The sequence below is a fragment of the Pseudomonas sp. S35 genome (assembly GCF_009866765.1).
Taxonomy (GTDB): domain Bacteria; phylum Pseudomonadota; class Gammaproteobacteria; order Pseudomonadales; family Pseudomonadaceae; genus Aquipseudomonas.
In genome coordinates this window covers 3214347-3238918 of record NZ_CP019431.1, presented here as the reverse complement: position 1 = coordinate 3238918, position 24572 = coordinate 3214347, and the positions used below count along the sequence as shown (strand labels likewise).

Genomic DNA, 24572 nt, shown 5'->3' with positions numbered 1-24572 from the left:
AGTTTTGCCTTTTATTGTATTCCCCGTTGATTCACAGAAAGGAGTCACCACCATGTCCAACGTCGCTACCTCTCCCCCTGGCCTCACTGCTGAACTAGGTGACCTTTACATCCCAAGGCTCCACCCGGCCGCAGCTGGTGATGTCGGTGTCGACGGCAACCTGGGCCTCAGAAATATCGAAACGCCGCAGGTTGTCTACGTGAAGACCGGCGCGCGCACTTCCCCCGGTCAATTGCTCGAACTGTTCAGCAACGACCCTATTCGCCCTGTCGCTCATACCTTTGTCATGGCCGCAGACACCCAGCGTGAATGGCTGCCAATCCTCCTCCCTGCAGCCAGTATCAGGCCTGAATGGATAGACCCGCTCGTGTGCCGGATTAACAGCTCAGGCGCGTCTACCCTCCCCCTGCGCCTACGGGTCGACTTTAACCGTCCGGGTGGCCATGACCCCGACCCCTCCAGGCCCGGACACCAAGGGCTGGTCATCTATCTACCTGACGATGTGCTGGTCAACGGCGTCAGTGAAACCAGGGCTCGCCAGAATATCGAAATCACGCTGATGCCCTACTCCTACGCGGCTCCGGGGGACCAAGTCCTACTGTGCTGGGGGGATCAACAAGTCACCCATTTGGTCACCGAGGCAGACCTGAACCGTGAGATCAACCTCACTGTGTCTTACGCGAAAGTCATGGCCGCTCGCGACGGCCTCGAACTGAATGTGAGGCTCCAGGTACGTGGGCACACCGGTAATTTTACTGACCCGGCTGAACGCTGGTCTGCAGCCAGCAAGGTGCTGGTGTACGCACAACGCGACGTCCTGAGAGAACCTTACAGCGCAGAGGTTGACCCGCAAACCGGAGTCATCGATCTGGAAAAGCTGGCAGGTAAGTCCGTCACGGTTTCGGTGTTTGCGTCAGCGGATTACTTCGAGACGAGAGATACCCTCGAGTTTGTTTTCAAGGCTACCGATGCTCAAGGAAACATCGTCATACACAGCGAAGAGCGCCCAGTGGACAGGGTTAACGCGATCTATGACTTCCAGATCCCGCCTGCGTTTATGGAAGGGCTGGCCCAAGGTCATGCCAAGCTGTATTACACGCTGCACAAATATATCGGCTCAACGACGATGTATTCCCAATCGGTCTACGTGAGTGTCCAAGGGGCATCGGTTCAGTGGCCAGAGCCTTATGTGATCGACACAATGCCTTTCGCTGAAATACGAGCAGTCCCAGTAGATGGGCAAGCCTACGTGCCTTACCAGACCAGTTGGAAACCGTGGGACCTGATCACGCTGGTCTGGCTCTTGCCTGACCGAGACGGCACCGTGGAATACCGTTTCAGCCGCAGCGTAGGTGAGCGCCCGGAACACAACGTCATTGAACTGGAACTGCCAGCCGCCCAAATCAAGCGATTTGAGGGTCGCCCTTCGCAAATGCATTACGAAGTCAATGGGACTGATGGGCGACTGCTAGGTGAGTCTGCGCGCAAAAGCCTGCTGATAGGAGAACCTTGGGAGGCAATGATTGCTCCAGTAGTCGAGAAGGTTGCCGGTCATCACCTTGATCCGGACCTGGTACCGGATGGCGTTTGGGTCACCATCCCTAACCCTCCCGTTGGCCAGCATATTCGTTTGCATTGGTTCGGCCCACTTAACCGTATTGTGATGCTGATGCATATTTCAACCCCGGGCGACGCTCGAATCAAAGTACCGGGCAAATATGTATCGGATAACCTCAATCGCATCGTGAAAGTTTATTGGGAAGTCAACCATAACGGTGTTCCACAGCGCTACTCAGGTGTGGTGACGCTGCAGATTGCCCGCCGAGGAATTTTCGGGTTCGAGGACATACGATAAAGATGATCTCTACACCAACCGCCGGTCTGCCTGATTGATTTTCCAACCCCTTCACTGTGGAGGTTTCACGATGCCTCGTGCTCCTAAACAAACGGTCGGAGGTACTGCCGACGATAGACAGTCTGAGCTGTATCTTCAGAATCTGGGTACGCCTATCAAGGAGGACACCGAACCTGATTGGTGTATTGGTCTGCGGCATGTCGAGCACGATCTCCAGCCGTTACTTTTCCCTCAGCACAAGTTCGCGCTACAGACAGAGATATTTTTGTACTGGAGCGGCCCGACGCCAGAGGATTACCTGATTATCGATGAGGACAATGTAAATGACCCTGTGTATACCCTGAACATGCCCAAAGAAAACATTCTTCCGGAGTGGGCCACTGCGTACTGCACCATTGAAGAACCTGGCAATGGCCCCACCGAGACTAACAAACCCAGGCTTCGAATCAAGCTTGACCGCCCCGGCAATGAAGACCCGGACGGGGCAAAGCCGGGTCATCAAGGGCTAGTATTTTTTCTCCCTGAAGACCTAGAAGCGGGTGCAGTGATTGACCTTAAGAGGGCCAGGCAAGGGGTTATTCTTGATGTCCAGCCCTACGAAAATATGGCCGAATATGACACCTGCAGATTCGCCTGGGGATCGCAGCTTGTCAGCCATGTGGTGACACCCAGGGAGGTTGGCAGAGGGTTTGAAGTGACGGTTATCGAGAGCGTCATCCATGCTGCCGGCAGCAATCCGTTCCTGCCCATCGCAATGCAGGTCATTGACGCGGTAGGCAACTATCCGGTTTTCGACCCCGAATCGGATGCGAATTGGTCACCGTTAAACTGGGTAAATGTAAACCTTGGCACCCGGCTGCTTGAGGCACCTTTCCTTGAGCAACCGGGAGACGTTATCGACTTGAAACAGCTCGGGGTTGGTCCACAGAAGATCAAACTGTTTCTTGATCCAATGGTGTTCGATAAAGGCGATCGAGTACGCCTGGACTGGGACGGTCGAGACGCCGAGAACGTCCTTATGCCCTACAGTGAAGAGAAAACCGTCGAGCGCACCAATAGCTTTATGGAGTTCGATATTCCGAATGAAAGAGTCAGGGCACTCGGGGGCGGGGTCTCAATGCTGTCTTGCAGCCTTCATCGGGTAAAAACCGACGATGTGGTTGTTTCGATGCAGACTCGGGTGAGTGTGCGCGGGGCTGCCAGCCCATGGCTGGCGCCCCAGGTCAAGGAATCCGCAGCAGGCCATCTGGACCCCGCTGTTCCTAAAGCCACGGTAGTCATAGTCGCTCCCGAGGGATGGGACGCCTCGGCCCAGGTTCGTCTGGTGTGGGTGGGGGGCTCGGTGATCCACATCCAGGAGCACACGCTGGTAACGATCCCGGCGGATCGCATCCTCGAATTCACGGTCGACGGCGAGCAAGTCAAGCGCTTCAACACTCTCCTCACCGAGCTGTATTACGTACGCACGGACCTGCCCTCAAGCCGTGAGTCGCTGCGCTTGCAATTGCAGGTAGGCAAGCCGGCCAGCGCACTGCCCCAGGCACGGGTTGAAGGCACTCATACCGAGCAACAGGTGATGGTCATTCTGCCATTCACCGAAACTGAGCCCGGAGACACTGTGACATTACGCTGGATCGGTGACCAATCAAGAACGACAGTGCCGACCACCCTGGATTCGGAAACGGCTGGCCAGGAACTGCTCATTCCGATCGCGGTGGGTGACCTCAAGGAGGGTGAGATCGTACGGGTGTATTACAGCCATATACGACACGGCCACCCCCCCCGTTACTCGAAGCTGCTTGTATGGGTAATGGGACAATGACGGCAGTGCCGCAGACTGGCCATCACGACCTGTTTGTGGCCGAAGTAGTCCATAGCCTGCTGAATATCGCCGCAAAGGGTCAGCAAGGCGTAGTCGGCAGGAATAACTCAATCAACTGCCCACCACCTCGGCAACAACTGCCGCACCCGGCCCTCCCCAAACCGGTCATCAATCAACACCACCACCCCCCGATCGTGCTCGCTGCGGATCACCCTCCCCGCCGCCTGCACGACCTTTTGAATACCGGGGTACAGGTAGGTGTAGTCGTACCCCGCGCCGAAAATCGCGCCCATGCGCTGTTTCATCTGCTCATTGACCGGGTTGAGTTGCGGCAAGCCCAACGTGGCAATGAACGCACCGATCAAGCGGGCGCCGGGCAGGTCGATGCCTTCACCAAACGCGCCGCCCAACACGGCAAAGCCGATGCCTTGGCTGTGTTCGGTGAATTGGTCGAGAAAGGCCTGGCGTTCGGCCTCGGCCATGCCCCGCGATTGCTGCCACAGTGCGATGTGCGGGTGGCGCTCGGCGAGCATTTGGGCCACCTGTTGCAGGTAATCAAAGCTTGAGAAAAACGCCAGGTAGTTGCCCGGCTGTTGCGCGAACTGGCGGGCGATCAGCTCGACAATGGGTGCCAGCGAAGCTTGGCGGTGCACAAAGCGTGTGGAGATGGCATCGACGATGCGTACGTGCAGTTGTTCGGCCTTGAACGGCGATTCCACATCGACCCAGGCCGTGTCTGTCGGCAGGCCGAGCAAGTCGGCGTAATAGTGGCGCGGGCTCAGTGTGGCAGAAAACAATACGCTGCTGCGAGCCGCCGTCAATCGGGGTCGAATGAACTCGGCGGACACCACATTACGCAGGCACAGGGTTGAGCTGCTGCGTTTAGCGCCGAGCTGGCGTTTGTGGATGTCGAAGATGAAGTGTTCGTTGAATAGCTCTGCGACCTTGGCAAATTGCAGGGCTTCAAAGTAGAACGCCTGCAAGTCGCCGCTGAGGGCTTCGGGGTGGTCGTTGAAGTAGTCGCCCAGGGCGCTGGTGCACAGGTTCAAGGCCTGCAGCAGTTTGTCCGGCCTGCAGGCATAGGCTTGGTACGGCGCGACCTGGTCTTTGTGCAGGGCGTTCCATTCACGGTTCAGGCGCTGCAAGGGTTTTTTCAGCGGTTCGGCAGCGGTGTCGCGCAGGGTCTTGAGGCGGTACTGGTCGAGGCTGGCGCTGTACATCGAGCGCGCACGTTCCACCAGGTTATGGGCTTCGTCGACCAGCACCGCGGCGCGCCATTGGTTGAGCTGGGCCAGGCCAAAGAGCATTGCGCCAAAGTCGAAATAATAGTTGTAGTCGGCGACCACCAGGTCTGCCCAGCGGGCCATTTCCTGGCTCAGGTAATAGGGGCATACGTCGTGAGCCAAGGCGACGTCGCGCAGGTTGCGCTGGTCAAGCAGGCTAACCTTCGACGCAGCCATGCGCGCGGCAGGCAGACGGTCGTAAAAACCCTTGGCCAACGGGCATGAGTCGCCGTGGCAGGCCTTGTCCAGGTGTTCGCAGGCTTTGTCCCGCGCCACCAGTTCGAGCACACGCAGTTGCAGGTCGGGGCTGCTGGTGAACAGCACCTGCGACGCGTCGAGGGCCAGTTTGCGGCCCGGGGTTTTGGCGGTGAGGAAAAACACCTTGTCCAGTTGCTGCGGCGCCAGGGCCTTGAGCAGTGGGAAAATCGTGCCGATGGTCTTGCCGATGCCAGTCGGCGCCTGGGCCATCAGGCAGCGGCCGGTACTGACAGCCTTGTACACCGACTCGGCCAAAGACCGTTGGCCGGGGCGAAAGTCGGTATGGGGAAAGCTCAAGGCTTGCGCCGCGGTATTGCGAGCTTCGCGGTGCTGCATCTCCTGTCGGGCCCAGCCGAGGAACAGCGCACATTGCTGGTTGAAGAACCCTTCCAGCTCGGCCGCCTGGAAGCGCTGATTGAGCAGGGTCTCGCCCTCGCCGACGATGTCGAAATACACCAGCGCCAGGTCGATTTGCGTCAGCCCGAGTTTCTGGCACATCAGCCAGCCGTACATCTTGACCTGGGCCCAATGCAATTGCCGGTGGTTGGCGGGTTGGGCATCGAGGTCGCCACGGTAGGTTTTGACTTCCTCCAGGCGGTTGGCGTCCGGGTCGTAGCCATCGGCCCTGCCCCGCACCGTCAGTTGCTGGTAATCGCCTTCCAGGGCCACTTCATTCTGGTAGTGCGCACTGCGGCGTGAGGCCACGGTGCGGTGGCCGGCAATGCCTTCCTGGGCGCTGGGTGACGGCGTAAAGCGCAGGTCCAGGTCGCCGACCTTGGCCGTGAACTCACACAATGCCCGCACCGCCACGCTGTAGCTCAAACCGTTTGCTCCGCCCAGCGCACGTAGCAAACGGTGACCGGCATCTGGTGCTCGCCGCAGAATTCCAGCCAGCGCAGTTGGTTGTCTTGCAAGCGGTCGCCCGGGCCTTTGACTTCGATCATGCGGTAGGTCTTTTGCGCGGGCCAGAACTGGATCAGGTCTGGCATACCGGTGCGGTTGGCGCGGATGTCCAGCAACAGGCGCTCGAACCAGTAGCGCAGGTGTTCGGCTGGCAGGCATTCCAGGGCCTGTTCCAACAGGTCTTCACTGAGCAGGTTCCAGAATACGAAGGGCGATTGGATGCCCCACTTATCGGCGTAGCGCTGGCGAATGTGGGCCTTGTATTGCTCATTCTGCAGTTGCTCGAAACAGGCGGCGAACAGTGGCGCGCGGCGTTGTTGGAAGTCCTCGCTGTGCAAATCGGCCGGGCCGCGCTGGAACGGGTGGAAAAACGCGCCCGGCAGCGGCGCGAAGATCGCGTCCCAGCACAGCAAACCAAACAGCGAGTTGATCAGGCCGTTCTCTACGTAGTGCACGGGGGCATCGGGCTCACTCAAATGCGCCTGGACGCAGTATTCCACCGACATCAAGGGTTCCGGCAGCGCCAGCTCGAGGTCCAGGCGCGTGACGTCCCGTGGTTTGAGCTTAGGCAGCCTGGGTTCTCCGAGTTTGCGGCGCAGGCGAGGCATAACACGCAACAGGTGTTGCTGCTCGGCGGCACTTTCCGGTGCCTGTTGCGCGGCACTCGCCAGGGTCATGGCCTGGACGTAGTCCTCCTGACGCTCCAAGACTCGGATCAGTCGCGCACGGGCGCCGGGGTAGGCGCAGGTGCGGTAGATCTGCTCGGCCAGGGCCAGTTCGGCGCTGCGCTCGCAATACTGGCCCACTTGGAACAACAGCTTGGCCCGGCGTTTTTCCAGCCAAGGGTTGTCGGTGGTCAGCGTGGCCACCTGCGCCAGCACGTCCTGCAACGCTGCGCCGGTTTCAAAAACCTGCTGGCATTGGTGCAGGAACAGCACGCCGTGCACGTCATCACGGCTGCGCAAGCCACGGGACTCAGCGCAGAAGGCAACCTTTTCGTAGGTGTAAATGCCCAGGTCCGCCAGCACGAATTCCGACCAGTCCTGGTGCAGATTGCCAAAAAACATCAGGCGCAGCCTATCGCACAGGTGCATCACGGTGAGGCTGTACAGCGGTTCGGTAAGCTGTGGGCACCATTGGGCAAAGCAGCGGGATTCGCTGAACTGCATCGCCAGGCCCTCGAGCCAGTCGGTCTTCTTGCCTTTGGGCTGGTCGATCCACGGCTTGAAGCTGCTGAGGATTTCGCCTTTTTGCAGCAAGGCGAATACCTCTTCAAAGGCCAGCAGGCATTGATCGTCAACCCACCCCAATTCCCGCAAGGGTGTTGCGGCGCTGTGAGTGCAGCCGATCTCCTGATAACTGAGTTTTCCCGCACGGAAATGCACACCCTTGCGCATCACCATGCGCACCAACAATGCCTGGGAAGGCTGCGGCAAGCTGTCGAATTGCTGAATGAAATGCTGTTCGTCAGGGTCGAGCAGATCGGCATAGCGCTGCCCCAGCCAATGCAGGACCTGGCGGAAGTTATGCAGGTAGTAGAGCGGGTCGTCGAGGGGGTTGGCCATAGCGCAAGCGAGTCAAATACTGGTTATGCATACAGAGTGCCGCCCCCGATGTCGTGTTGCAATCGGTAATAGATAAATGGCGCACGCAACTTTTTGTATAAAAGTGATCAGATGGGGGAGTCGATGGCGTAACATTTATGGCCCGCGGCCTCTGGCGCGGGACTTTTCAGGGTTAAAGGTAAGGGTTATGAACATGAAGAATTTGGGTCTGCCGCTGGTTGCACTCACTTTTCTGCTATTGACCGGTTGCGCGACGCAAACCGTAGTGACGCTGCAAAATGGCACGCAGTATTTGACCAAGGACATTCCGAACGCCAAGACCGCCGACGGTTTTTATGAATTCACTGACATCGCCGGCAAGCGTATTCGCGTCAAAGCCGACGACGTGGCGACGGTGCACAAGGAAGACTGATTTCCAGCCGCCAACACTGCTCAAATGTGGGAGGGGCGGTGCGACGTTTCGACTTGCCCCCGATGGCGGTATTCCAGTCGACATCCCATTGACTGAACCACCGCTATCGGGAGCAAGTCGAAACGTCGCACCGCCCCTCCCACAGTTTTAACTGATGACAACCCCCTCTCCCGATAAGCCGACCACTCCCACCAGCGTCACTGAATCCCCGCCAAAACTGATCACCGTGTCCCCGCCCACGACCTTGGCGTGATCGCGGTAATCGCCGCTGCTCTGCACGTGCGTGAACACCAACTTGTCCGTCGGCTGATAGCCAATCACACGGTCCTGGCCAAACTGCCCGCTGAACAAAAAGGTGTTATGCCCGCTGCTGTCGCGCAGGGTGTCATTGCCCTTGCCGCCCTCGATAAAGTCCGCGCCCTTACCGCCCTGGATCAGGTCATTGCCGTCGCTGCCGATGATGAAGGTATTGCCCTTGTGTGGTTCGGCGTTGCGGTTGAGGTCCTGCACCCAGGTGGTGGCGCGGGCCGGATCTGAGAGGTTAGCGACGATAATCGTCGAGTCGCGAGTCATCTGTTCATAGAACCCGCAATCGAGGATACGCGTCATGCCGTCGCCATAGCCGGTGGGCAAATGGGCGATCCAGGTCGGCAGGTTGGTGATGGAAAACGGCAGCACATTCCACAGCGTCGAGGCGTAATGGTCGTTGAAGGTGACGATATTGTCGGTGGTCGATTCATGGGGTTTGTCGTGCACACCCAACGACGACCAGTTGAAGGAAGAGCCGTCCAGCGCACGGAACACCGGATCGTTTTCGTAGCCGATATTGAGCACCTTGTCGCCAGTGCTCTGGGTCGGCGAGGCATAGGCCACGTAGTTGGCGTCCTTATAGAACCCGGCCCATTTCCCGCTGCTCAAGTCGGCCATGCTGTTCACCGCCAGCCCGCCCAGGCTGTGGCCGCTGACCACCACGTCATGGCCGCTGAGGCCGTGGGCACTGGCGTAGTCGGCGACGTGTTTGAGCAGGCCACCGAAGGCTTCGCCGGTGTAGTTTTTCGCATAGTCCTTGGGCCCCAGGGCGGCGAGCACATCGCTGACCAGATCACCAATCGAATCGCTGACCAGGCTTTCACGGGGGCCTGAAGTACCGCGAAAACCGATGCCGATTTCCAAGAGTTTGCCGGCGTCGTCGTACTTGCCGAGCACTTCGACCTGGGCCGTGGTGTAGCCGGGTTTTTCGCCAAAAAATGTACCCCTGGCGTCGACCTTGCCGCTATAGCCCAGGGCGCTGGCGCTGATGGGCGTCCAACCGGCCTGTTGCACGGCGTCCAGGGCGGCCTTTTCCGAGTCGGGGTTCCAGGGGATACCTGGGATTACGCCTTGGGAATCACTGCTGCCCAGCAACGCACCGACCAGGGTGGCCGGCAAGCCAAGGCCCAGGCCGTTGTGCTGGTAACCGACGGCAAAGCCGTTATCCAGGTTGTGGTAGGTGTACAGCGTGATCGCCAGGGCATCGGCGAACAGCGCTTTGGAACCCTCGGAACCGAGGTTTTTGTAGTCAAAGACACCCATGGTATTGCCTCTCTTGTTGTTGGAATTGGCGAGAAAGCCCATCAATGCAGTGCCGGCCCAAAGGCCTCATCCACCTTGGCCAGGTCGCTGTCGCGCAGGTTGCCGGCGTAGTAATGCAACTTGGTCCAGGCCATCAGGTAGTCGTAGCGCGCCTGGGCCAAATCGCGACGGGTGCTGTAGAGCTGCTGTTCGGCATTCAACGCATCCAGATTGACGCGCTCACCGCCCAGAATGCTCTGCCGGGTCGAGACCACCAGCGCTTCGGCAGAGGCCAGCGCTTTCTGATAAGCGCGCAACTTGCTCACGCCGGACAGGCAGGCGCTGAACTGACGGCGCAGCTCGATCAACGTTTCGCGCGTCTTGCCTTCCAATTCGTACTCGGCCTGTTCCATAGCGCGGCTGGCCTGGCGGGTGGACGCCGAGACACCGCCACCGGCATACAACGGCACGCTGACTTCCACACCAATGGTGTTGGTGTCATAGCGCTGGTTGTAAGTGTTGCCGCTGTCGGACTCCTGCTGGCGCGAACTGGCATAGGCCGTGACCTTCGGTAGATGCCCGGCGCGGTTGCGCTCCACCTCGTAACGCGCCACTTCCAGGGCCTGGCGCTGGGAGGCCAGCGTGGGGTTATTACTGATCGCAAGCGTATGCCAGGTGTCGTAGTTGGCCGGGGTCAAGGTAAACGCCGCGAAGTCCGGGTTCAGTGGCGCCAGGTCCTGGATATTGACGCTCTGCACGCCGATCAAGGCGCCCAGTTCTCTTAGCGACGCATCCTGCTCGTCCAGCGCCTCGATCTCTTCGGCAGTGGCCAGTTCGTAGCGCGACTCGGCTTCCAGAATGTCGGTGCGGGTGCCCTCGCCTTGCTGGAACAGATGCCGGTTCTGCTGGAACTGCTGCTCGAAAGCCTTCTTCTTGGCACGGGCGATGTCGATCTGGTCCTGGGCGAACAGCGCCTGGGTGTAATAGGTCAGCACCCGCACCAACAACGCCTGGCTCTTGTCGCGAAAACTTTCATCGGCAAACAACGCTTGGGCCACACCTTTGCGGTAGTTGGCGTAGGCCTCGTAGTCGAACAGCGGCTGTTGCAGGCTGAAGGTGGACCCGTAGCTGCTGTAGTTGCGATCGTCGTGATAATTACCGCCGCGCCCGTCAGGCAGCGTGGCCTGGGAGTTATTGCGACCCTTGTTGTAGTTGTAGGACAGCTTGGGCAGCAGGCCGGCGCGGCCAATGGTGCGGTTTTCCAGGCCGGCGTCGCGCTCCTTGATGGCGCCGAGGAACACCAGATCGTTGCGCAAGGCTTGCTCGTACACATCGAACGGGCCCATGGCGGCGTGGACGCTGGAGCAGCTCAACAGCAAGGCGAAGAACACGGGCTTCATGTTCATTGCTCGGTCAACGCGGAGCCGGCGCGATCCAGCAGCGGCTTGAACAGGTAGTTGAGCAACGAGCGTTCGCCGGTACGTACAAACATCTCCGCTGGCATGCCGGGCTTGATTACCAGGCCCTGCAGTTTCTCCAGCGCGGCCTCACTGACGGTCGTACGCAACACGTAATACGGCGCGCCGGTTTTCTCATCGAGCATCTGGTCGGCGGAAATCAGGCTGACCTCACCCGGCACACGCGGCGTGCGGCTCTGGTTGAACGCGGTGAAGAGGATATCCACCGGCAGGTGCGTGCCGACCTTGTCCACCAGATGCACCGGTAGATGCCCTTCCACTTCCAGGCGCGTGCCTTGGGGCACGATTTCCAGCAGGGTTTCACCGGCACGCACCACGGCGCCTTCGGTGTGCACGCCGAGGTTGACCGCGATGCCGTCGGCCGGCGCGTTGATTTCGCTGTGTTGCAGGTCGAACCCGGCAGAAGTCAGTTGTTGCTCCAGGGTCAGGCTGCGCAGTTGCGCATCGGCCAATTGGCTGCGCACTTCCTTTTGATACTCCTCGCTGTGCTGCTGCAACTTGAGGCGCGATTCGACAATGCCCTGCTCCACCCGGCCGCTTTCGCCGGTGTTCTGCGCCAGGTCCTGTTGCACCTGGGATAATTGGCGCTGGTATTCCATCAGCCGGTTGCGTGGGATGTAGCCGTTGTCCGCCAGGGGTTGCAGGTTACTCAATTGATCGCGCAGGGATTGGGCCTGGGCGGTCAGGTCGCTGCGGGCACGGCGCATGCCGCCGAGTTGCGCGGTGGCGCCGTCGATGTTTGCGCGGATGCCGGCTTGCTCGCGGGCAAAGGCTTCGCGACGGCTGCTGAACAGTTGCCGCTGGCCTTCGAGCACCAACGCCAAGGCGGGATCGGGATGGCTGCTCAGTTCGGCGGGGAACGTAATGCTGGCGTGGTTATCACGCTCACTCTGCCAGCGCGCCACACTGGCCCAGGCCATGCGGTATTGGGCCTGCAACGAATGCACATCGGCCTGGTTCTGGGTCTGGTCAAGCTGGAACAGCGGCTGGCCTTGTTTCACCCTCTCGCCTTCACGCACCAGGATCCGGCTGACCACGCCGGGGCTGAGGGTTTGCACCGCCTTGCGCTTGCCCGACACCACCACCGTGCCTTGCACCGCAATGCCTTGATCCAACGGCGCCAGGCTGGCCCACAGGAAGAAACCACCGGCCCCGACCACCGTCAGCAGCCAGCCCATTCGGGCAAAAAACCGGGCGTCGCGCTCTTTGATACGTGGTTCGAAAGTGATGCTACTCATGCGCCTGGCTTCCTTGCGGCTTGATACTGACGACTGAAACTGACGCCGGGTTTGTCCTTGGGCGCTTCCTGCTGGCCAGACAAAGCGCGCAGCACGTCCTGGCTCAGGCCGAACGCCTGCAAACGGCCGTCGTTGAGCACCAGCAACTTGTCGGCCTGGGCCAAGGCCGAAGACCGGTGGGTGACCAGCACCACACTGCTGCCCTGGGCTTTCATCTGCACGATGGTATTGGCCAATGCGGCTTCGCCGACGGTGTCGAGGTTGGAGTTGGGCTCGTCCAGCACAATCAAGCGTGGCCCGCCATACAGCGCACGGGCCAGGGCCACGCGCTGTTTCTGCCCGCCGGACAAGCCGCCGCCGTTGTCGCCGAGTACCGTGTCGTAGCCTTGGGGCAGCCGCAGGATCAGCTCATGCACGCCGGCTTGTTGTGCCGCGTTCACGACAAGCTCAGGGTCAGCCTCGCGAAAGCGTGCGATGTTGTCGGCAATGCTGCCGCTGAACAGCTCGATGTCCTGGGGCAAGTAACCGATATGCGGGCCAAGGTCATCGCGGTCCCAACGATGGATGTCTGCGCCATCCAGGCGCACGGTGCCGGCCAAGGTCGGCCATACACCCACCAGCACGCGGGCCAGGGTGGATTTGCCGGAACCCGAGGCACCCAATACGCCGAGCACTTCGCCCGCGCCCAGGTTGAAGCTGACTTGATGCAACGTCGCCATGCGCTTACCCGGTGGGCCCGCGCTGACCTGTTCGAAACTGACCTGCCCCTTGGGCGCCGGCAACGCCATCTGCTCGACTTGCGGCGGGAATTCGCGCAGCAGTTCGTCGAGGCGCTGGTAAGCCAGCTTGGCCGAACTCCATTGCTTCCACACCGCAATCAACTGGTCGATGGGGCTGAGCACGCGGCCCATCAGGATCGAGCCGGCAATCATCATCCCGGCCGTCATGTCCCCCCGGATCACCAGCAGCGCGCCCAGGCCCAGTACCAGCGACTGCAAACACAGGCGCAGGGATTTGCTCAACGCGGTGATCACCGAACCGGTATCACTGGCCGTGTTCTGCAACCCCAGGAACTGCGAGTGCACGGCAAACCAACGCTTGCGCAGCGCGCCGAGCATGCCCATTGCCTGGATGGTTTCGGCGTTATGCAAATGGCTGGTAGCCAGTTGCGTCGACTGCTGGGAAAAACCGCTGGCCTGGCCCAAGGGTTGCTTGGTCAGGTATTCATTCAGGCACGCCAGGCCGATCAGCAGCACCGCACCGGCGGTGGCCAATACACCCAGCCATACGTTGAACAGGAAGATCACGAACAGGTAGATGGGAAACCACGGCGCATCAAAAAACGCGAACAGCGCCGGCCCGGTGATGAATTGGCGGATATGGGTCAGGTCGCCCAAGGACTGCCCGGCATGCCCCTGGCCGCGTTGCAGGTTGCGTTCGAACGCGGCCTTGTACACGCGCAAGTTGAAACGCCGCTCCAGCTGGCTGCCGATACGGATCACGATAAAACTGCGGATCACTTCCAGGGTGCCAATAAACATGAAGAAACCCACGACCATCAGCGTCAACATCACCAGGGTGGTTTCATTCTGGGAGGACAGCACGCGGTCGTACACTTGCAGCATGTAAATCGACGGCACCAGCATCAACAGGTTAATCAATGCCGTGAAGCAGCCAATACTGATCAAGATGCTCTTGTATTCACCCAGCGCCTTGAATAAGGGCGCAACCGCAGAGGGCTTGGCCATATGTTTTGATCTTCCCTGAACCAAATGACACGCATAAGTTGCCCGAACCCGTGATAAAGGCCGGCCAACTAATAAATTCGAGTTATAGACGTATAGCGCTAACTACGGCATGCGTTTTAGTTCAATGACGCTGCCGGTTTTAGTACGAGCCTGATAGGCACCGTCTTTCTGGCGGTTCAAGTGTGTGATCGCGCTGCCTTCGGCATTGAATAGCCAGATACCGTCTGGTGTGGGCGACCAGGTCAGGGGCTTGTCCCCCAACCATTGTTCGGCACAGGCCACATCGCCACTCAAGGCATTGGCCTGTTCCAGCAGGTCGAGGGCGCACACCTGATCCTGCTGGTGCAATTGCCAATGCCCGGCCAATTGGGCGCTGGAGGGTAAAACAAGACTGCTCGCCATTGCGTGGGCTCCTGCCGACACGAACATCACCTGCAACACGCAGGCGATCAAGTTGAAAAAACGCTGCATCTTCACGCTCCATCCTGGAGGCGCGGCGCCGAAACGCCGCGCCTTTGTATCACGCCACGATGTCGCTTACGGCTGCCTGGCCTACGGTGGTGACGAGGAAATCCGCCACGCCGTGCCCAGAGAAGTCCACGGCCAGCGTACCCAGGTTGGTGCCGGCTGCGTAGGTCAATACCGCATCGCCGGCATGTCCGGTGAACGCATTGACGAAGGTCAAGCCTGCGCCCTTGGTGATGCCGCTGAGGTCGATCTTGTCCGAACCCAAGGTGAAGTCAAAGATCTTGTCCGCCGCCCCCGGCTTGGAGTCGGAACTGGCCCCGAACACAAAGGTGTCGCTGCCCGCGCCGCCCCACAGCTGGTCTGCACCGCCGCCGCCGTAGATCAGGTCGTTGCCGGCCCCCCCTTTGATGACGTTGGCTACGTTGTTGCCGATGATCAGGTCATTGCCTGCCCCGCCAAACGCGTTTTCGATGGTCACGCCCTTGGCGATGGACACGTTGCCCACCAGGCCGCCCACGTCGGAGAACGACGCCTCATTGAGGTTGATCTTCTGGTTTTGGGTAAAGCCAGAGAAATCCAGGGTGTCGTTGCCACCACCGTCCCACACCGAGAACACCAGCTTGTCGGCGTTGGAGGTCGCGCTGAGGAAATCACGCCCGGTGTTGGAGTTGAAACCATAGGTGGTGTCGCCGGCACGGGTGTTGTAGTTGGCGCCGTAAAGCTGCTGGATCGCTGCGATGTCGTCGATCAGCGGGCCGGAAGCGTAGGCCTCGACGCCGCCCTTGCTGAAGTTCTGGTTGGTGTTGCTCTCGCTCCAGTAACTCATGAGGCTGTAGCCGCGCGTGTCCTGTCCATAGGTCGCGTCGTTGTAGGTCGGCGCGCCTTCGCCGGCGTTGTAGTCGCCAGGATGGGCCAGGCCGAGGGTGTGGCCGATTTCGTGGGTCAGGGTCTGCCGGCCGTAGTTGTTCAGGTCCGGGGTCTTGTTCGGCGTGTAGCTGTTGTTGGTCAGGTACCACGAGGTGCCGTCGTAGCCTGCGCCGGTGCCGGGCAGGTAGGCGAAGGCCGCCGCGCCGTCCTGGCCGCTGCTGTAGTTGCCGAAGGTCATGTGGCCATCACCGCCGGTGGCTTTCTCTGTGAAGGTGACGTTGGCCACGTCCGCCCAGGACTGCATGGCCAGTACGGCCTGTGCTTTCTGCTGCGCGTTGAACTGGCTGAAGCCTGAGATGCCATGTTTGTTCATGGTGCTCGACGACGCCGAGGTCAGGAACGTGTAGGTCAGGTCGATCTTGCCTTTGCCGTCAAAGTCCCGGTACGCGGCGCCGTCGCGCAGCAGCTGGGTGGCGGCCTGGTCGACGGTGTAGGAGGGTTTGCCATTGATCGTGAGGTTGCCGCCACGGTCATACAGATGGCTGAAGCTATCGATTTGCGAGTAAGCGGTGCTGGCTTGCGCCGCCGACACGACAGCCTTGTCTTTTACTTTGGACATAAACGTACTTCCTTGTTTGCAAGTGCATCAGTCTTTGATCGATAGGAACCCCGCGGGCGAGATCGTCCTATCACTCGCCTCTTTTGAAGGCGTAAGAAAACTGACACAACTTGAAATCTTTCGTCCACCTCTATTTGCAGCGCAAAAAGTAACAACACGATAACCAATAGATGTTCGGCACCGCATTTATTGGGCAAGTTTGATTTTGTCCGACAAAAAAACAACCACTTCGTATTTAAATATTAAATAGCACTAACGCCGCTCAACTTGAGCGGCGCCGTTAATAATTGGATCCACTATATTGCCACCGTGTCATTGGCAACATTAAACAGCCACTACTTAAACTAATAATCAGCGCTGCCCCCCATTACCGGGACATATTCCAGCCCGAGTGATGTAAGACCTGTAACAAAGTTTCGCCGGTCAGACCCGGCACTTGTACACCGTCGTCAGTGGTCATGTCTTCGCCGGCCAGGATGGCATTGATGATCGCCTCTTCCACCGCCTCCGCCGCCGCACTGAACAGCGGCGAGATATGGTCGTTATTGACCATCTGCAGCGCGCTGCTCAAGGGCAGCCCCTTGCGCCCATAGTCTGCGGGCGGCAGGCTCTGGTTGCCGGTGGCAAAGGCCAGGAACAGGTCGCCGCTGGAGTCCTCGGTTCCCCCGCCCGTGCGGGCGATGCCGATGGACGCACGCTGTGCCAGGCGCTTGCATTGGTGCGGCAACAAGGGCGCATCGGTGGCGAGGATCACCACGATCGAGCCCATGCCCGGCGTACCGCGATCGGCAAAGGGCGACGCAATGTCCATCAACCGGCGGCCCACCGGGTAGCCATCGACCCGCAGTTCCTGGCGCTTGCCGTGGTTGGCTTGCACCAGCACGCCGACGGTCCAACCGCCCTGCTCCGCCGGCAAACGCCGCGATGCGGTGCCGATGCCGCCCTTGAACTCATGGCAGATCATCCCGGTACCACCGCCCACTGCGCCTTCCTGTACCGGCCCTGTCTCAGCGTTGCTGACGGCTTCACGTACATGCTCAGGCTTCACATGCTGGCCCCAGATATCGTTGAGCAGGCCGTCGTAAGTCTCCATCACCACCGGCATGCACCAGTACACCGCCGGGTCCGCCAGGCGCTCGCGCTCCAGGGCGATCAGGGTGTCGCGCACGATGCCGATGCTGTGGGTATTGGTGATGGCCAGCGGCGTGGTCAGCAGCCCTGCTTCACTGATCCACTCCAGGCCCGTCGCGTCGCCATTGCCGTTGAGCACGTGGTAACCGGCAAAGCACGGTTGCTGGCGCGCTTCCCCGGCGCGCGGCTGGATCACCGTCACACCGGTGCGCACCTGTTTGCCGTCAACCCGGGTGTTGAGGGTGCTGTGGCCCACCCGCACACCCGGTACATCGGTGATGGCATTCAATTCACCGGGCGTGCCCAGCCCCAAGGTGATGCCCAATTGACGTGCACGCATAACCACTCCTTACAGTTTCTGGAAGACCGGACTCGACCGGCCGCTGATGCAATAGAAAATCACCGACAGGGCCAGCAAGCCGAGGATGATCATGATGTCGCGCACAGAGGCTGCGTAGATCAAGGTCACCAGCAAGTAACCCGCACCGAGCACGGCCAACAGCGCCGGCAACGGCCACAGCGGCATGCGATAGGGGTGCTCGCGGTCGCGCAGTAACACCCGGCTCATCAATGCGCTCAACGCCACCACCAGGTACACCAGTATGATCAGCAGCACGCTGAACGAGGTCAGGTCCGCCAGGTTGGAGCTGAAGCTGAGCAGCGCCGATGGGATCGCCAGGAACAGCGTGGCCAGCCACGGCGAATCCCAGCGTGGGTGAATGCGGGTGAACAGTTTGTTGATGCTCGGCGTCCACAGTGCATCGCGCCCGCTGCTGAATACCACGCGGCCGATCTGAATCACGATGGCGACAATTGCATTGAATACCGACAGGAAAATCCCCGCGCTGACCAGGCGTGACAAGGTTTCATTGCCGTGGCTGGTCAGCAGGTAGCCGATGGGGTCGGGGCTGCTGATCATTGCACTCAGGGACGGCGCGCCAATCAACAGCGCGGTAATCGGTACCAGTTCGATAATCACCACTAAGCCGAGGGACCACAGCACCGCCTTGTGCACACCCTTGCCGCCACACTTCATGTCTTCGGCCAGCAACACCGCAGGGCCGTAACCATTGTAGGAAAACAGACCGATCCCCACCGCGCCGATCACCAAGGCCCAAGGCGCCAGGTGCAGCACGCCGTTTTCGACAATCTGCGGTTGGAACAGCACGCTGGCAGGCTGCACCGGGTTGCCGAAGCCGATACACACGATCACCAGCAAGGCCGCGATTTCCAGCAGCAAGCAGGTGCCGGTGATCCAGGCATTGAGCTTGATGTTGAGGATGCCCAGCGCATAGCTGCACACCACGATCACCAGGGCGACGGTTTGCGCGTCAAACGTCGTGCCCAAGGCGTTGTTGAGATAGGTCGCGGCGCCGGTGGCCAGTACCGGCGGGATAAACAGCAACATCACCAGCACAGTGAGAAAGGTGGCATAGCCAGCCATGCCACCGAACACGCGCTTGGCGTACACATACTCGCCCCCGGCGCTGTTATGGGCGCGGCCCAGTTCGGCATAGCAAAACGCGAACATCAGCGCCAGCAGCCCGGCCATCACGAACGCCAGGAACACACCGCTGCCTGCCTGCTGGATGGCAAAAGGCGCAATCACAAACACGGAACTGGCTGGGGTCACTGCGGAAACGGTGATGGCCACCACATCGAAGACACTCAGGGTGGGTTTCAACACGCCGTCGGGCGTGGGGGAAGTGCTCATATCGTTATCCTCTGTCGTTGTTCTTGGTGTGAGGCAGAAACGAAAAATGACGTTTTGACGGGATATGTTTCCCGTTGAATGATCAAGACGTTATCGGCTGGAGCCTTATCAGCCAATTCCCCTATTGGCGTACTCCCCTTGACGGCTTGCGGCAAAAGCCGAACCCTTGGCCGATCTTTTTCTGGCGGGAGCCTGTGACATGAGCCTGTTCCGTGAAGCCGGCATGCACGCTGGCCTGGGCCGTACCGTCGCGCACGTAGGCACGGAGCGTTTCTGGAAACAGCTGGTGCTGTTGTTGCACCAGTGCCTGCCGTTCGATAACGCGCTGGCGATCTTCTACCCGCAGGATGGCGCGCCCCAGGCCCTGGAGGAATACGACGCGCAGCCCAGCAGCAAACCGGCATCCATGCTGACCTACCTCAATGGCTTGTATTTGCTCGACCCGTTTTTCCAGGCGTGTCGCGAAGGCTATGCCAGCGGCCTGTACCGCCTGGAGGAAGTGGCGCCGGACCATTTCCGCCAGAGTGAATACTTCCTCAGCTACTTCCACGACAACGTGCTCGAGGACGAGGTGCAACTGATCCTGCAACTGCCGGGTGCGGGAACATTGTCGCTGTCGTTGGGCATGCAGCGGCGGTTCAGTCCCGATGAAATTGGAATGATGAGCCTGATGGCGGCCTGGGTATTGCCCCTGATGCAGCAGCATTGGCAACAAAGCACCCAGCGCGCACCGGCGATGGACAGCCAGATAAGGGATGCCTTGAGCCAGTTCGGCTGTGGCGTGCTATCGGACCGCGAACTGGAAATCGCCCGCCTGGTCTTGCGCGGGTTCTCCTCCAAGGCCATGGCCGAACGCCTGAGTATCTCGCCGGACACGGTCAAGGTGCACCGCCGGCATTTGTACGCAAAGCTGGATATCTCGTCGCAGCCGGAGCTGTTTTCGTTGTTTATCCAGTCGCTGGGGCATGATTTGGAAAACCCGTAGATGCTCAACGAGATCGGCGGGGCTGCCAACGCCGCCTCGTCTCGCACGCCACGCTCATGATAGCCCTTCTGCCATAGACGCCCTTTACGGCCTAACGCCCCGTTGACCGCTAGGCTGCTGCGCGATTTAAGTCGACACATCAATTCTGCCAACGTCTTTTCCCGCAGTTGGACCAACCAATGCAGATGATCTGGCATCACGACAAATGCCAGAGAGTTAACCCACCCCTCTTCATGCGCTTCGCGAAACTGCCTGACGACCAACCGCCCAAAGCGTTTAGACAGAGCATTTAATGGACGACGAAATATTACCGATCAGCGGCCCATACGAATCGTATTCCACACCCGTGTACGAATTCGGTCGATATTCAGCGGCATCGCTTCCAGCGCGAATAACTTGCCCATCATGGCTTCGCTTGGATAGATTTTGGTATCCGCCTTGATCTCTGGATCCACTAGGCTGTCCGCCGCGCTATTGCCGTTGGCGTAATGCACGGAGTTGGTGATGTCCGCCATCACTTGGGGCTCCAGCAGGTAGTTCATGAACGCGTAGCCGGCTTTTTCATCCGGGGCATCGGCGGGCATGGCCACCATGTCGAACCAGATCGCGGCGCCTTCCCTGGGGATCTGATAACCGATCTTCACGCCATTCTTGGCTTCCTTGGCACGGCTTTCGGCCTGCAGCACATCGCCGGAAAAGCCCACGGCCACGCAGATATCGCCATTGGCCAGGTCGCCGGTGTATTTCGAGGAATGGAAATACGCCACGTAAGGCCGCACTTTCATCAGCAGGGCTTCAGCCTTTTTGTAGTCCTCGGCTTTTTTGCTGTGAGGCGGCAAACCCAGGTAATTGAGGGCGATGGGCAGCAGTTCCGGGCCGTTATCCAGGATAGCCACGCCGCACTTGCTGAGTTTTTCCATGTACTCGGGTTTGAAGATCAAGTCCCAGGAGTCCACGGGGGCGTTGTCGCCCAGCACCGCTTTGACCTTGTCGATGTTGTAGCCGATACCCGTGCTGCCCCACAGGTACGGGAAGCCGTGGGCGTTGCCCGGATCGTTGTTTTCCAGGGCCTTGAGCAGCACCGGGTTGAGGTTTTTCCAGTTGGGCAACTGGCTCTTGTCGAGCTTTTTCAAGGCGCCGCCCTGGATCTGTCGGGCCATGAAGTGGTTGGACGGAAACACCACGTCATAACCGGAGTTGCCGGTCATCAGCTTGCCGTCGAGGGTTTCGTTGCTGTCATACACGTCGTAGCTGAAACCGATCCCGGTCTGCTTCTGGAAGTTCTTCGTGGTGTCCGGCGCGATGTAGCTGGACCAGTTGTAGATCTTCACCGTCTCGGCGGCCTGGCTGATAGAGGCCACCAACATCAAGGGCAACAGGGCAATGGCTTTCATGGTTCGATTTCCTGGCGGTTTTAGGGCTGTTTTTATGGCAGGCGATCAAAAAGGCAGCTGCAAATTTTCAGCTGCAAACGGCAAACTTTTACTCTTGAGGCTTGCAGCTTGGCGCTTGCAGCATCAATACATAGGTTTTGCGCACGGTTTCCTGGATATCCCAGATGCCCGTGCTGTTGGCCGGCAACATCAGTGCATCACCGGCTTGTATGTGGACCACCTCCCCGTTGTCGGGGGTGAAGGTGCAACGGCCCTGGATAAAGTGGCAAAACTCCTGGGCGGTGATCTGCCGACGCCAGCGACCCGGTGTGCAGGACCAAATGCCGGTTTCGACGCCGTCGCTGCGCTCCACGCTCAGGGTGGAGGCGACCGCAATCGGCTCACCCAGAGGCACGGCAACGGGTGACGAGTCCGGCAGGTGGGCGTTCAGCGTGTCTTTGAATTGCGTAATGCTCATGGGGTTTTCCCGTGTAAGTGAAACGACTCAGTGCATGAACCCTTCCATGAACCCGGCCACGCCGGTCGCCAGTTTGCGGCGCCAAGGGGCGGTGTTGGGGTTGGCCAGCACCTGGTCTTCATGGACAAAACTGCGAATGATCGCGTTGTAGCCCAGCCACCGGCAGGGTTCGGGCTCCCAGGCCTTGAGGGCGTCCAGGCCACGCTCGCGGATCACCCAGGGTTGCTCAGTCAGTGGCGTGGTGCGGCCCAGGATCAGGTCTGCCAGGGTGCGGCCACCCAGATTGGTGGCGCCGACGCCCTCCCCGCCATAACCGCCGGACAGCGCGATGCCAGTGTTGTGATCGCAGAGCATGTGCGGTCGGAAATTGCGCGACATGCCTAGGTTTCCGCCCCAGGAGTGGGTAATCCGCACGTTCTTCAGTTGTGGGAACAGTTCGCTGAACAGGTAACGACGCAACTCGACCTCGCTGTCGGTCAAATCAAAGTTGTGGCGCAACTTGCCAGCGAACTGATAGCCGCCGCGGGCACCGAACACCAGCCGGTTATCCGCCGTGCGCTGGCCATAGGTGACCTGCCGGCTGCTCTCGCCAAACGCCTGGCCGTGGCTCAGGCCGATTTCATCCCACGTGCTGGCGGCTAACGGCTCAGTGGCGACAATCAGGCTTTGCACCGGCAACTGATACCGGCCCAGAGGCGGCAAAGTATTGGCGTAGCCCTCGACCGCTGGCACCACCCAGGCGGCCCGCACACTGGCGTTTGCGGTGCGCAGGCTGCCGGATTGCCACTGGGTCACGGGGCTGTTCTCGTAGATCTTCACACCCATGCGCTCAACTACACGCGCAAGGCCCCGCACCAGCTTGGCTGGGTGGATCGTGGCGACATGGGGTGCATAGATAGCGCCATAGGGCTTGGCGATACGGACCTGTTCGGCCAACTGTTGCGGGCTCAACCAACGGTAATCGGCTTCGGTAAGGCCTTGGGCGTAGAGCTTGTCGAGGTAGGCACGCAGGCTGCCCTCCTGCTCGGGGTAACGTGCCGCGCAGTACAACGCGCCGCCCTTGCGGTAGTCACAGTCGATGCCTTCGCGGGTCAGGACCTGGGCCACTTCGTCAGGAATGCCGTGCAGCAGGTCAAACGAGGCGCGCCGTTGTTCAGGTGCGAGGCCGGCCAGCAGGCGGTCTTCGCCCAGCAGGTTGCCCATCAGCCAGCCGCCGTTGCGACCCGATGCACCGAAACCTGCGGTTTGCGCTTCGATAATCGCGATATTCAACTCGGGGGCCTGGCATTTCAGATAGTAAGCGGTCCACAGCCCGGTGTAGCCGGCACCGATAATGGCCACATTGACGTCCAGGTCGTGTTCCAGGGACGGCCGCGCCACCAGCGGGTCGTCCAGTTGGTCCATCCATAAACTGATGTTGCGCCATGCCGGCATGCCAAACTCCCCAACCACGTTTCGATGGGGGTGATCCTAGAGCCGGGGGTTATTCGCTGTCTTGCGCGCGTGCACGCAGGGAAATTTGTTTGACGTAGGCCTTGGGCGACTGGCCGGTGTGCTGGCGAAAGGCGCTGTAGAACGCCGACAGTGAGTTGAAACCGGCGGCAAATGCCAAGTCGTCGACCTTGATCGGCGGCAGCGCTTTATCCAATGCACCGAGCAAATGCTGCAGCCGCGCTTGGTTGACGTAGCGGTAGAAGCTTTGCCCCAGCACCTGGTTGAGCAGGTAGGAGATCTGATTGCGACTGTAGCCACATTCCTTGGCGACCCGTTGCAGGTCCAGATCAGGGTCCAGATAAGGCTGCTTGAGCTCGAAATACTGCTGCAAGTCATTGGCCATATGCCCCAATTGCTGGGGCGACAGGCCAAGGCGGCTGACGCTGGGGCGCTGGGCCTGGGAAGGTTGCTCGTGCACCAATGACGCGTATTCATTGACGCGCCAGATCAGCCCATCACGCACGGTGATGGCCTCGCTGGTGCGAAATGACACCAGACCCTGTCCGCCGCGCAGGGTGATGCGGTACTGGATAAACGCCGTATCGCCGTCGGCGCGAATGCGGTCAGTGTGCTCAATCGCCTCATCGGCTTCGCGGGGCATGCTGGCGCGCAGGTAGTCGCGCAGCTCGGCGTAACCGACAACACGGTTCTGAAAGAAGTCGTGGTATTGGATATCCGGATGGTAGTAGGACATCACCCCGTCCAGATCGCGATGGTGCCAGCACAGGTGATGGCGCAGTACCAGTTCGCCCGTAGCTTGGGTGTGCAGGCAATCATCGTCGGAGGCGCTGTCAGGCATGGTGGGCTCCGTGGCGGCTAAACCGTGGAGATTGCCGAAATTCGCCGAGGCGTTCAATGGCCGGGGGCAACTTCGGACTAGTGGCAATTCGCCCTGTTTTTAGTAGGACATGACCCACATCAACCTTTGGGGAAACAACCGCTGAACGGGGCGAAAAAAGTCACCTTCGGTTGAGAACGAATGCTATTTTTAAACTCTCCAACGCCACGACCATTGAAGGTCATGGCCCCCTGCCGCGAGCTAAAGGAAGCGCTCAATGAACAAGGTGGGCAACATGAACAAAGTGACGTTCCCCAACGCATGCCAACTGATGCGCTGGCATTTTCATCCGATGGGCTTCGAGGGCAGCATGGACGCGCCCGGCAGCATGATCGCCCGCCTGTTCGACCGCGCCAGTGGCGAAACCCTGATTGCGATAGCCGGCATCCCCTGTGCCACCGTGATGAATGCCGCCGATGTAGAGCGCATTATCGAGGCGGTGGAGGATGAGCTGGAATCCTTTGTGCCGCCGTTATCACTGCGGGCCTGAGC

At 59.8% G+C, this 24572-nt stretch carries 19 protein-coding genes and 1 pseudogene; 5 read left to right on the top strand and 15 right to left on the bottom strand.

Annotated features, from left to right (window positions below; all coding sequences use genetic code 11):
- The first annotated feature begins 52 nt into the window (after positions 1 to 52).
- Both PspS35_RS14235 and PspS35_RS14230 read left to right on the top strand, forming a co-directional pair.
- Positions 53 to 1855, top strand: a complete 1803-nt coding sequence (locus PspS35_RS14235; protein WP_159935410.1) for a hypothetical protein — start codon at positions 53 to 55, stop codon at positions 1853 to 1855.
- Between the two features lie 70 nt (positions 1856 to 1925).
- Positions 1926 to 3677, top strand: a complete 1752-nt coding sequence (locus PspS35_RS14230; RefSeq protein WP_159935409.1) for a hypothetical protein — start codon at positions 1926 to 1928, stop codon at positions 3675 to 3677.
- A gap of 107 nt (positions 3678 to 3784) precedes the next feature.
- Here the strand turns inward: PspS35_RS14230 and PspS35_RS14225 are convergent, their stop codons facing one another.
- On the bottom strand, positions 3785 to 6040 hold the full coding sequence (locus tag PspS35_RS14225) for an ATP-dependent DNA helicase (protein ID WP_159935408.1): 2256 nt from the start codon (positions 6038 to 6040) through the stop codon (positions 3785 to 3787).
- The gene (locus PspS35_RS14220; protein WP_159935407.1) at positions 6037 to 7686 is read right to left on the bottom strand and encodes a VRR-NUC domain-containing protein; all 1650 of its coding nucleotides are present in this window, start codon (positions 7684 to 7686) and stop codon (positions 6037 to 6039) included. Before PspS35_RS14220 ends, PspS35_RS14225 begins: the two co-directional genes overlap by 4 nt.
- Positions 7687 to 7873: 187 nt before the next feature.
- On the opposite strand from PspS35_RS14220, the gene PspS35_RS14215 reads away from it, so the two are divergent.
- Positions 7874 to 8098 (top strand): YgdI/YgdR family lipoprotein, encoded by a 225-nt coding sequence (locus PspS35_RS14215; protein WP_159935406.1) that lies wholly within the window; start codon positions 7874 to 7876, stop codon positions 8096 to 8098.
- A gap of 147 nt (positions 8099 to 8245) precedes the next feature.
- Here the strand turns inward: PspS35_RS14215 and PspS35_RS14210 are convergent, their stop codons facing one another.
- The 8 genes from PspS35_RS14210 to PspS35_RS14175 form a co-directional block, all read right to left on the bottom strand.
- A complete protein-coding gene (locus tag PspS35_RS14210; RefSeq protein WP_159935405.1) occupies positions 8246 to 9670 on the bottom strand; it encodes a lipase in 1425 nt (474 codons plus the stop codon).
- A 41-nt stretch (positions 9671 to 9711) separates the two neighbouring features.
- The gene (locus PspS35_RS14205) at positions 9712 to 11049 is read right to left on the bottom strand and encodes a TolC family outer membrane protein (protein WP_159938048.1); all 1338 of its coding nucleotides are present in this window, start codon (positions 11047 to 11049) and stop codon (positions 9712 to 9714) included.
- A 2-nt stretch (positions 11050 to 11051) separates the two neighbouring features.
- Positions 11052 to 12365 (bottom strand): HlyD family type I secretion periplasmic adaptor subunit, encoded by a 1314-nt coding sequence (locus tag PspS35_RS14200; protein WP_159935404.1) that lies wholly within the window; start codon positions 12363 to 12365, stop codon positions 11052 to 11054.
- Positions 12362 to 14113 carry a type I secretion system permease/ATPase gene (locus tag PspS35_RS14195; RefSeq protein WP_159935403.1) on the bottom strand — a complete coding sequence of 584 codons (1752 nt, stop codon included), beginning with the start codon at positions 14111 to 14113 and terminating at the stop codon, positions 12362 to 12364. The genes PspS35_RS14200 and PspS35_RS14195 overlap by 4 nt, the downstream gene beginning before the upstream one ends.
- Before the next feature lie 102 nt (positions 14114 to 14215).
- The gene (locus PspS35_RS14190; protein ID WP_159935402.1) at positions 14216 to 14584 is read right to left on the bottom strand and encodes an AprI/Inh family metalloprotease inhibitor; all 369 of its coding nucleotides are present in this window, start codon (positions 14582 to 14584) and stop codon (positions 14216 to 14218) included.
- 49 nt (positions 14585 to 14633) lie between these two features.
- Positions 14634 to 16067 (bottom strand): serralysin family metalloprotease, encoded by a 1434-nt coding sequence (locus PspS35_RS14185; RefSeq protein WP_159935401.1) that lies wholly within the window; start codon positions 16065 to 16067, stop codon positions 14634 to 14636.
- A gap of 367 nt (positions 16068 to 16434) precedes the next feature.
- The gene (locus PspS35_RS14180) at positions 16435 to 17538 is read right to left on the bottom strand and encodes a P1 family peptidase (protein ID WP_159935400.1); all 1104 of its coding nucleotides are present in this window, start codon (positions 17536 to 17538) and stop codon (positions 16435 to 16437) included.
- Positions 17539 to 17547: 9 nt separating this feature from the next.
- The gene (locus PspS35_RS14175; protein WP_159935399.1) at positions 17548 to 18912 is read right to left on the bottom strand and encodes an APC family permease; all 1365 of its coding nucleotides are present in this window, start codon (positions 18910 to 18912) and stop codon (positions 17548 to 17550) included.
- 199 nt (positions 18913 to 19111) lie between these two features.
- Here PspS35_RS14175 and PspS35_RS14170 point away from each other — a divergent pair, with 199 nt between their 5' ends.
- On the top strand, positions 19112 to 19897 hold the full coding sequence (locus tag PspS35_RS14170) for a helix-turn-helix transcriptional regulator (protein ID WP_159935398.1): 786 nt from the start codon (positions 19112 to 19114) through the stop codon (positions 19895 to 19897).
- Between the two features lie 35 nt (positions 19898 to 19932).
- Here PspS35_RS14170 and PspS35_RS14165 read toward each other — a convergent pair.
- From PspS35_RS14165 to PspS35_RS14145, 5 genes and pseudogenes are all read right to left on the bottom strand, one after another.
- Positions 19933 to 20172: pseudogene (locus PspS35_RS14165) on the bottom strand (transposase); the annotation flags it as partial.
- Positions 20173 to 20211: 39 nt separating this feature from the next.
- Positions 20212 to 21291 (bottom strand): polyamine ABC transporter substrate-binding protein, encoded by a 1080-nt coding sequence (locus PspS35_RS14160; protein ID WP_159935397.1) that lies wholly within the window; start codon positions 21289 to 21291, stop codon positions 20212 to 20214.
- A gap of 88 nt (positions 21292 to 21379) precedes the next feature.
- Positions 21380 to 21748, bottom strand: a complete 369-nt coding sequence (locus PspS35_RS14155) for a cupin domain-containing protein (protein WP_159935396.1) — start codon at positions 21746 to 21748, stop codon at positions 21380 to 21382.
- Positions 21749 to 21775: 27 nt separating this feature from the next.
- The gene (locus PspS35_RS14150) at positions 21776 to 23182 is read right to left on the bottom strand and encodes an FAD-dependent oxidoreductase (protein ID WP_159935395.1); all 1407 of its coding nucleotides are present in this window, start codon (positions 23180 to 23182) and stop codon (positions 21776 to 21778) included.
- Positions 23183 to 23231: 49 nt separating this feature from the next.
- A complete protein-coding gene (locus tag PspS35_RS14145) occupies positions 23232 to 24041 on the bottom strand; it encodes a helix-turn-helix domain-containing protein (protein ID WP_159935394.1) in 810 nt (269 codons plus the stop codon).
- Positions 24042 to 24297: 256 nt separating this feature from the next.
- On the opposite strand from PspS35_RS14145, the gene PspS35_RS14140 reads away from it, so the two are divergent.
- Entirely contained in the window at positions 24298 to 24570 is a 273-nt protein-coding gene (locus PspS35_RS14140; protein ID WP_003191138.1) for a DUF1652 domain-containing protein, read from the top strand.
- Positions 24571 to 24572 lie beyond the last annotated feature (2 nt).

Bases quoted from the DNA above. Each gene is read 5' to 3' on its own strand.
- PspS35_RS14140 (WP_003191138.1), top strand. From the start codon at position 24,298: ATGAACAAGGTGGGCAACATGAACAAAGTGACGTTCCCCAACGCATGC.
- PspS35_RS14220 (WP_159935407.1), bottom strand. From the start codon at position 7,686: ATGGCCAACCCCCTCGACGACCCGCTCTACTACCTGCATAACTTCCGC.
- PspS35_RS14215 (WP_159935406.1), top strand. From the start codon at position 7,874: ATGAACATGAAGAATTTGGGTCTGCCGCTGGTTGCACTCACTTTTCTG.
- PspS35_RS14155 (WP_159935396.1), bottom strand. From the start codon at position 21,748: ATGAGCATTACGCAATTCAAAGACACGCTGAACGCCCACCTGCCGGAC.
- PspS35_RS14195 (WP_159935403.1), bottom strand. From the start codon at position 14,113: ATGGCCAAGCCCTCTGCGGTTGCGCCCTTATTCAAGGCGCTGGGTGAA.
- PspS35_RS14205 (WP_159938048.1), bottom strand. From the start codon at position 11,049: ATGAAGCCCGTGTTCTTCGCCTTGCTGTTGAGCTGCTCCAGCGTCCAC.
- PspS35_RS14185 (WP_159935401.1), bottom strand. From the start codon at position 16,067: ATGTCCAAAGTAAAAGACAAGGCTGTCGTGTCGGCGGCGCAAGCCAGC.
- PspS35_RS14145 (WP_159935394.1), bottom strand. From the start codon at position 24,041: ATGCCTGACAGCGCCTCCGACGATGATTGCCTGCACACCCAAGCTACG.
- PspS35_RS14180 (WP_159935400.1), bottom strand. From the start codon at position 17,538: ATGCGTGCACGTCAATTGGGCATCACCTTGGGGCTGGGCACGCCCGGT.
- PspS35_RS14160 (WP_159935397.1), bottom strand. From the start codon at position 21,291: ATGAAAGCCATTGCCCTGTTGCCCTTGATGTTGGTGGCCTCTATCAGC.
- PspS35_RS14170 (WP_159935398.1), top strand. From the start codon at position 19,112: ATGAGCCTGTTCCGTGAAGCCGGCATGCACGCTGGCCTGGGCCGTACC.
- PspS35_RS14235 (WP_159935410.1), top strand. From the start codon at position 53: ATGTCCAACGTCGCTACCTCTCCCCCTGGCCTCACTGCTGAACTAGGT.
- PspS35_RS14175 (WP_159935399.1), bottom strand. From the start codon at position 18,912: ATGAGCACTTCCCCCACGCCCGACGGCGTGTTGAAACCCACCCTGAGT.
- PspS35_RS14230 (WP_159935409.1), top strand. From the start codon at position 1,926: ATGCCTCGTGCTCCTAAACAAACGGTCGGAGGTACTGCCGACGATAGA.
- PspS35_RS14150 (WP_159935395.1), bottom strand. From the start codon at position 23,182: ATGCCGGCATGGCGCAACATCAGTTTATGGATGGACCAACTGGACGAC.
- PspS35_RS14210 (WP_159935405.1), bottom strand. From the start codon at position 9,670: ATGGGTGTCTTTGACTACAAAAACCTCGGTTCCGAGGGTTCCAAAGCG.
- PspS35_RS14200 (WP_159935404.1), bottom strand. From the start codon at position 12,365: ATGAGTAGCATCACTTTCGAACCACGTATCAAAGAGCGCGACGCCCGG.
- PspS35_RS14190 (WP_159935402.1), bottom strand. From the start codon at position 14,584: ATGCAGCGTTTTTTCAACTTGATCGCCTGCGTGTTGCAGGTGATGTTC.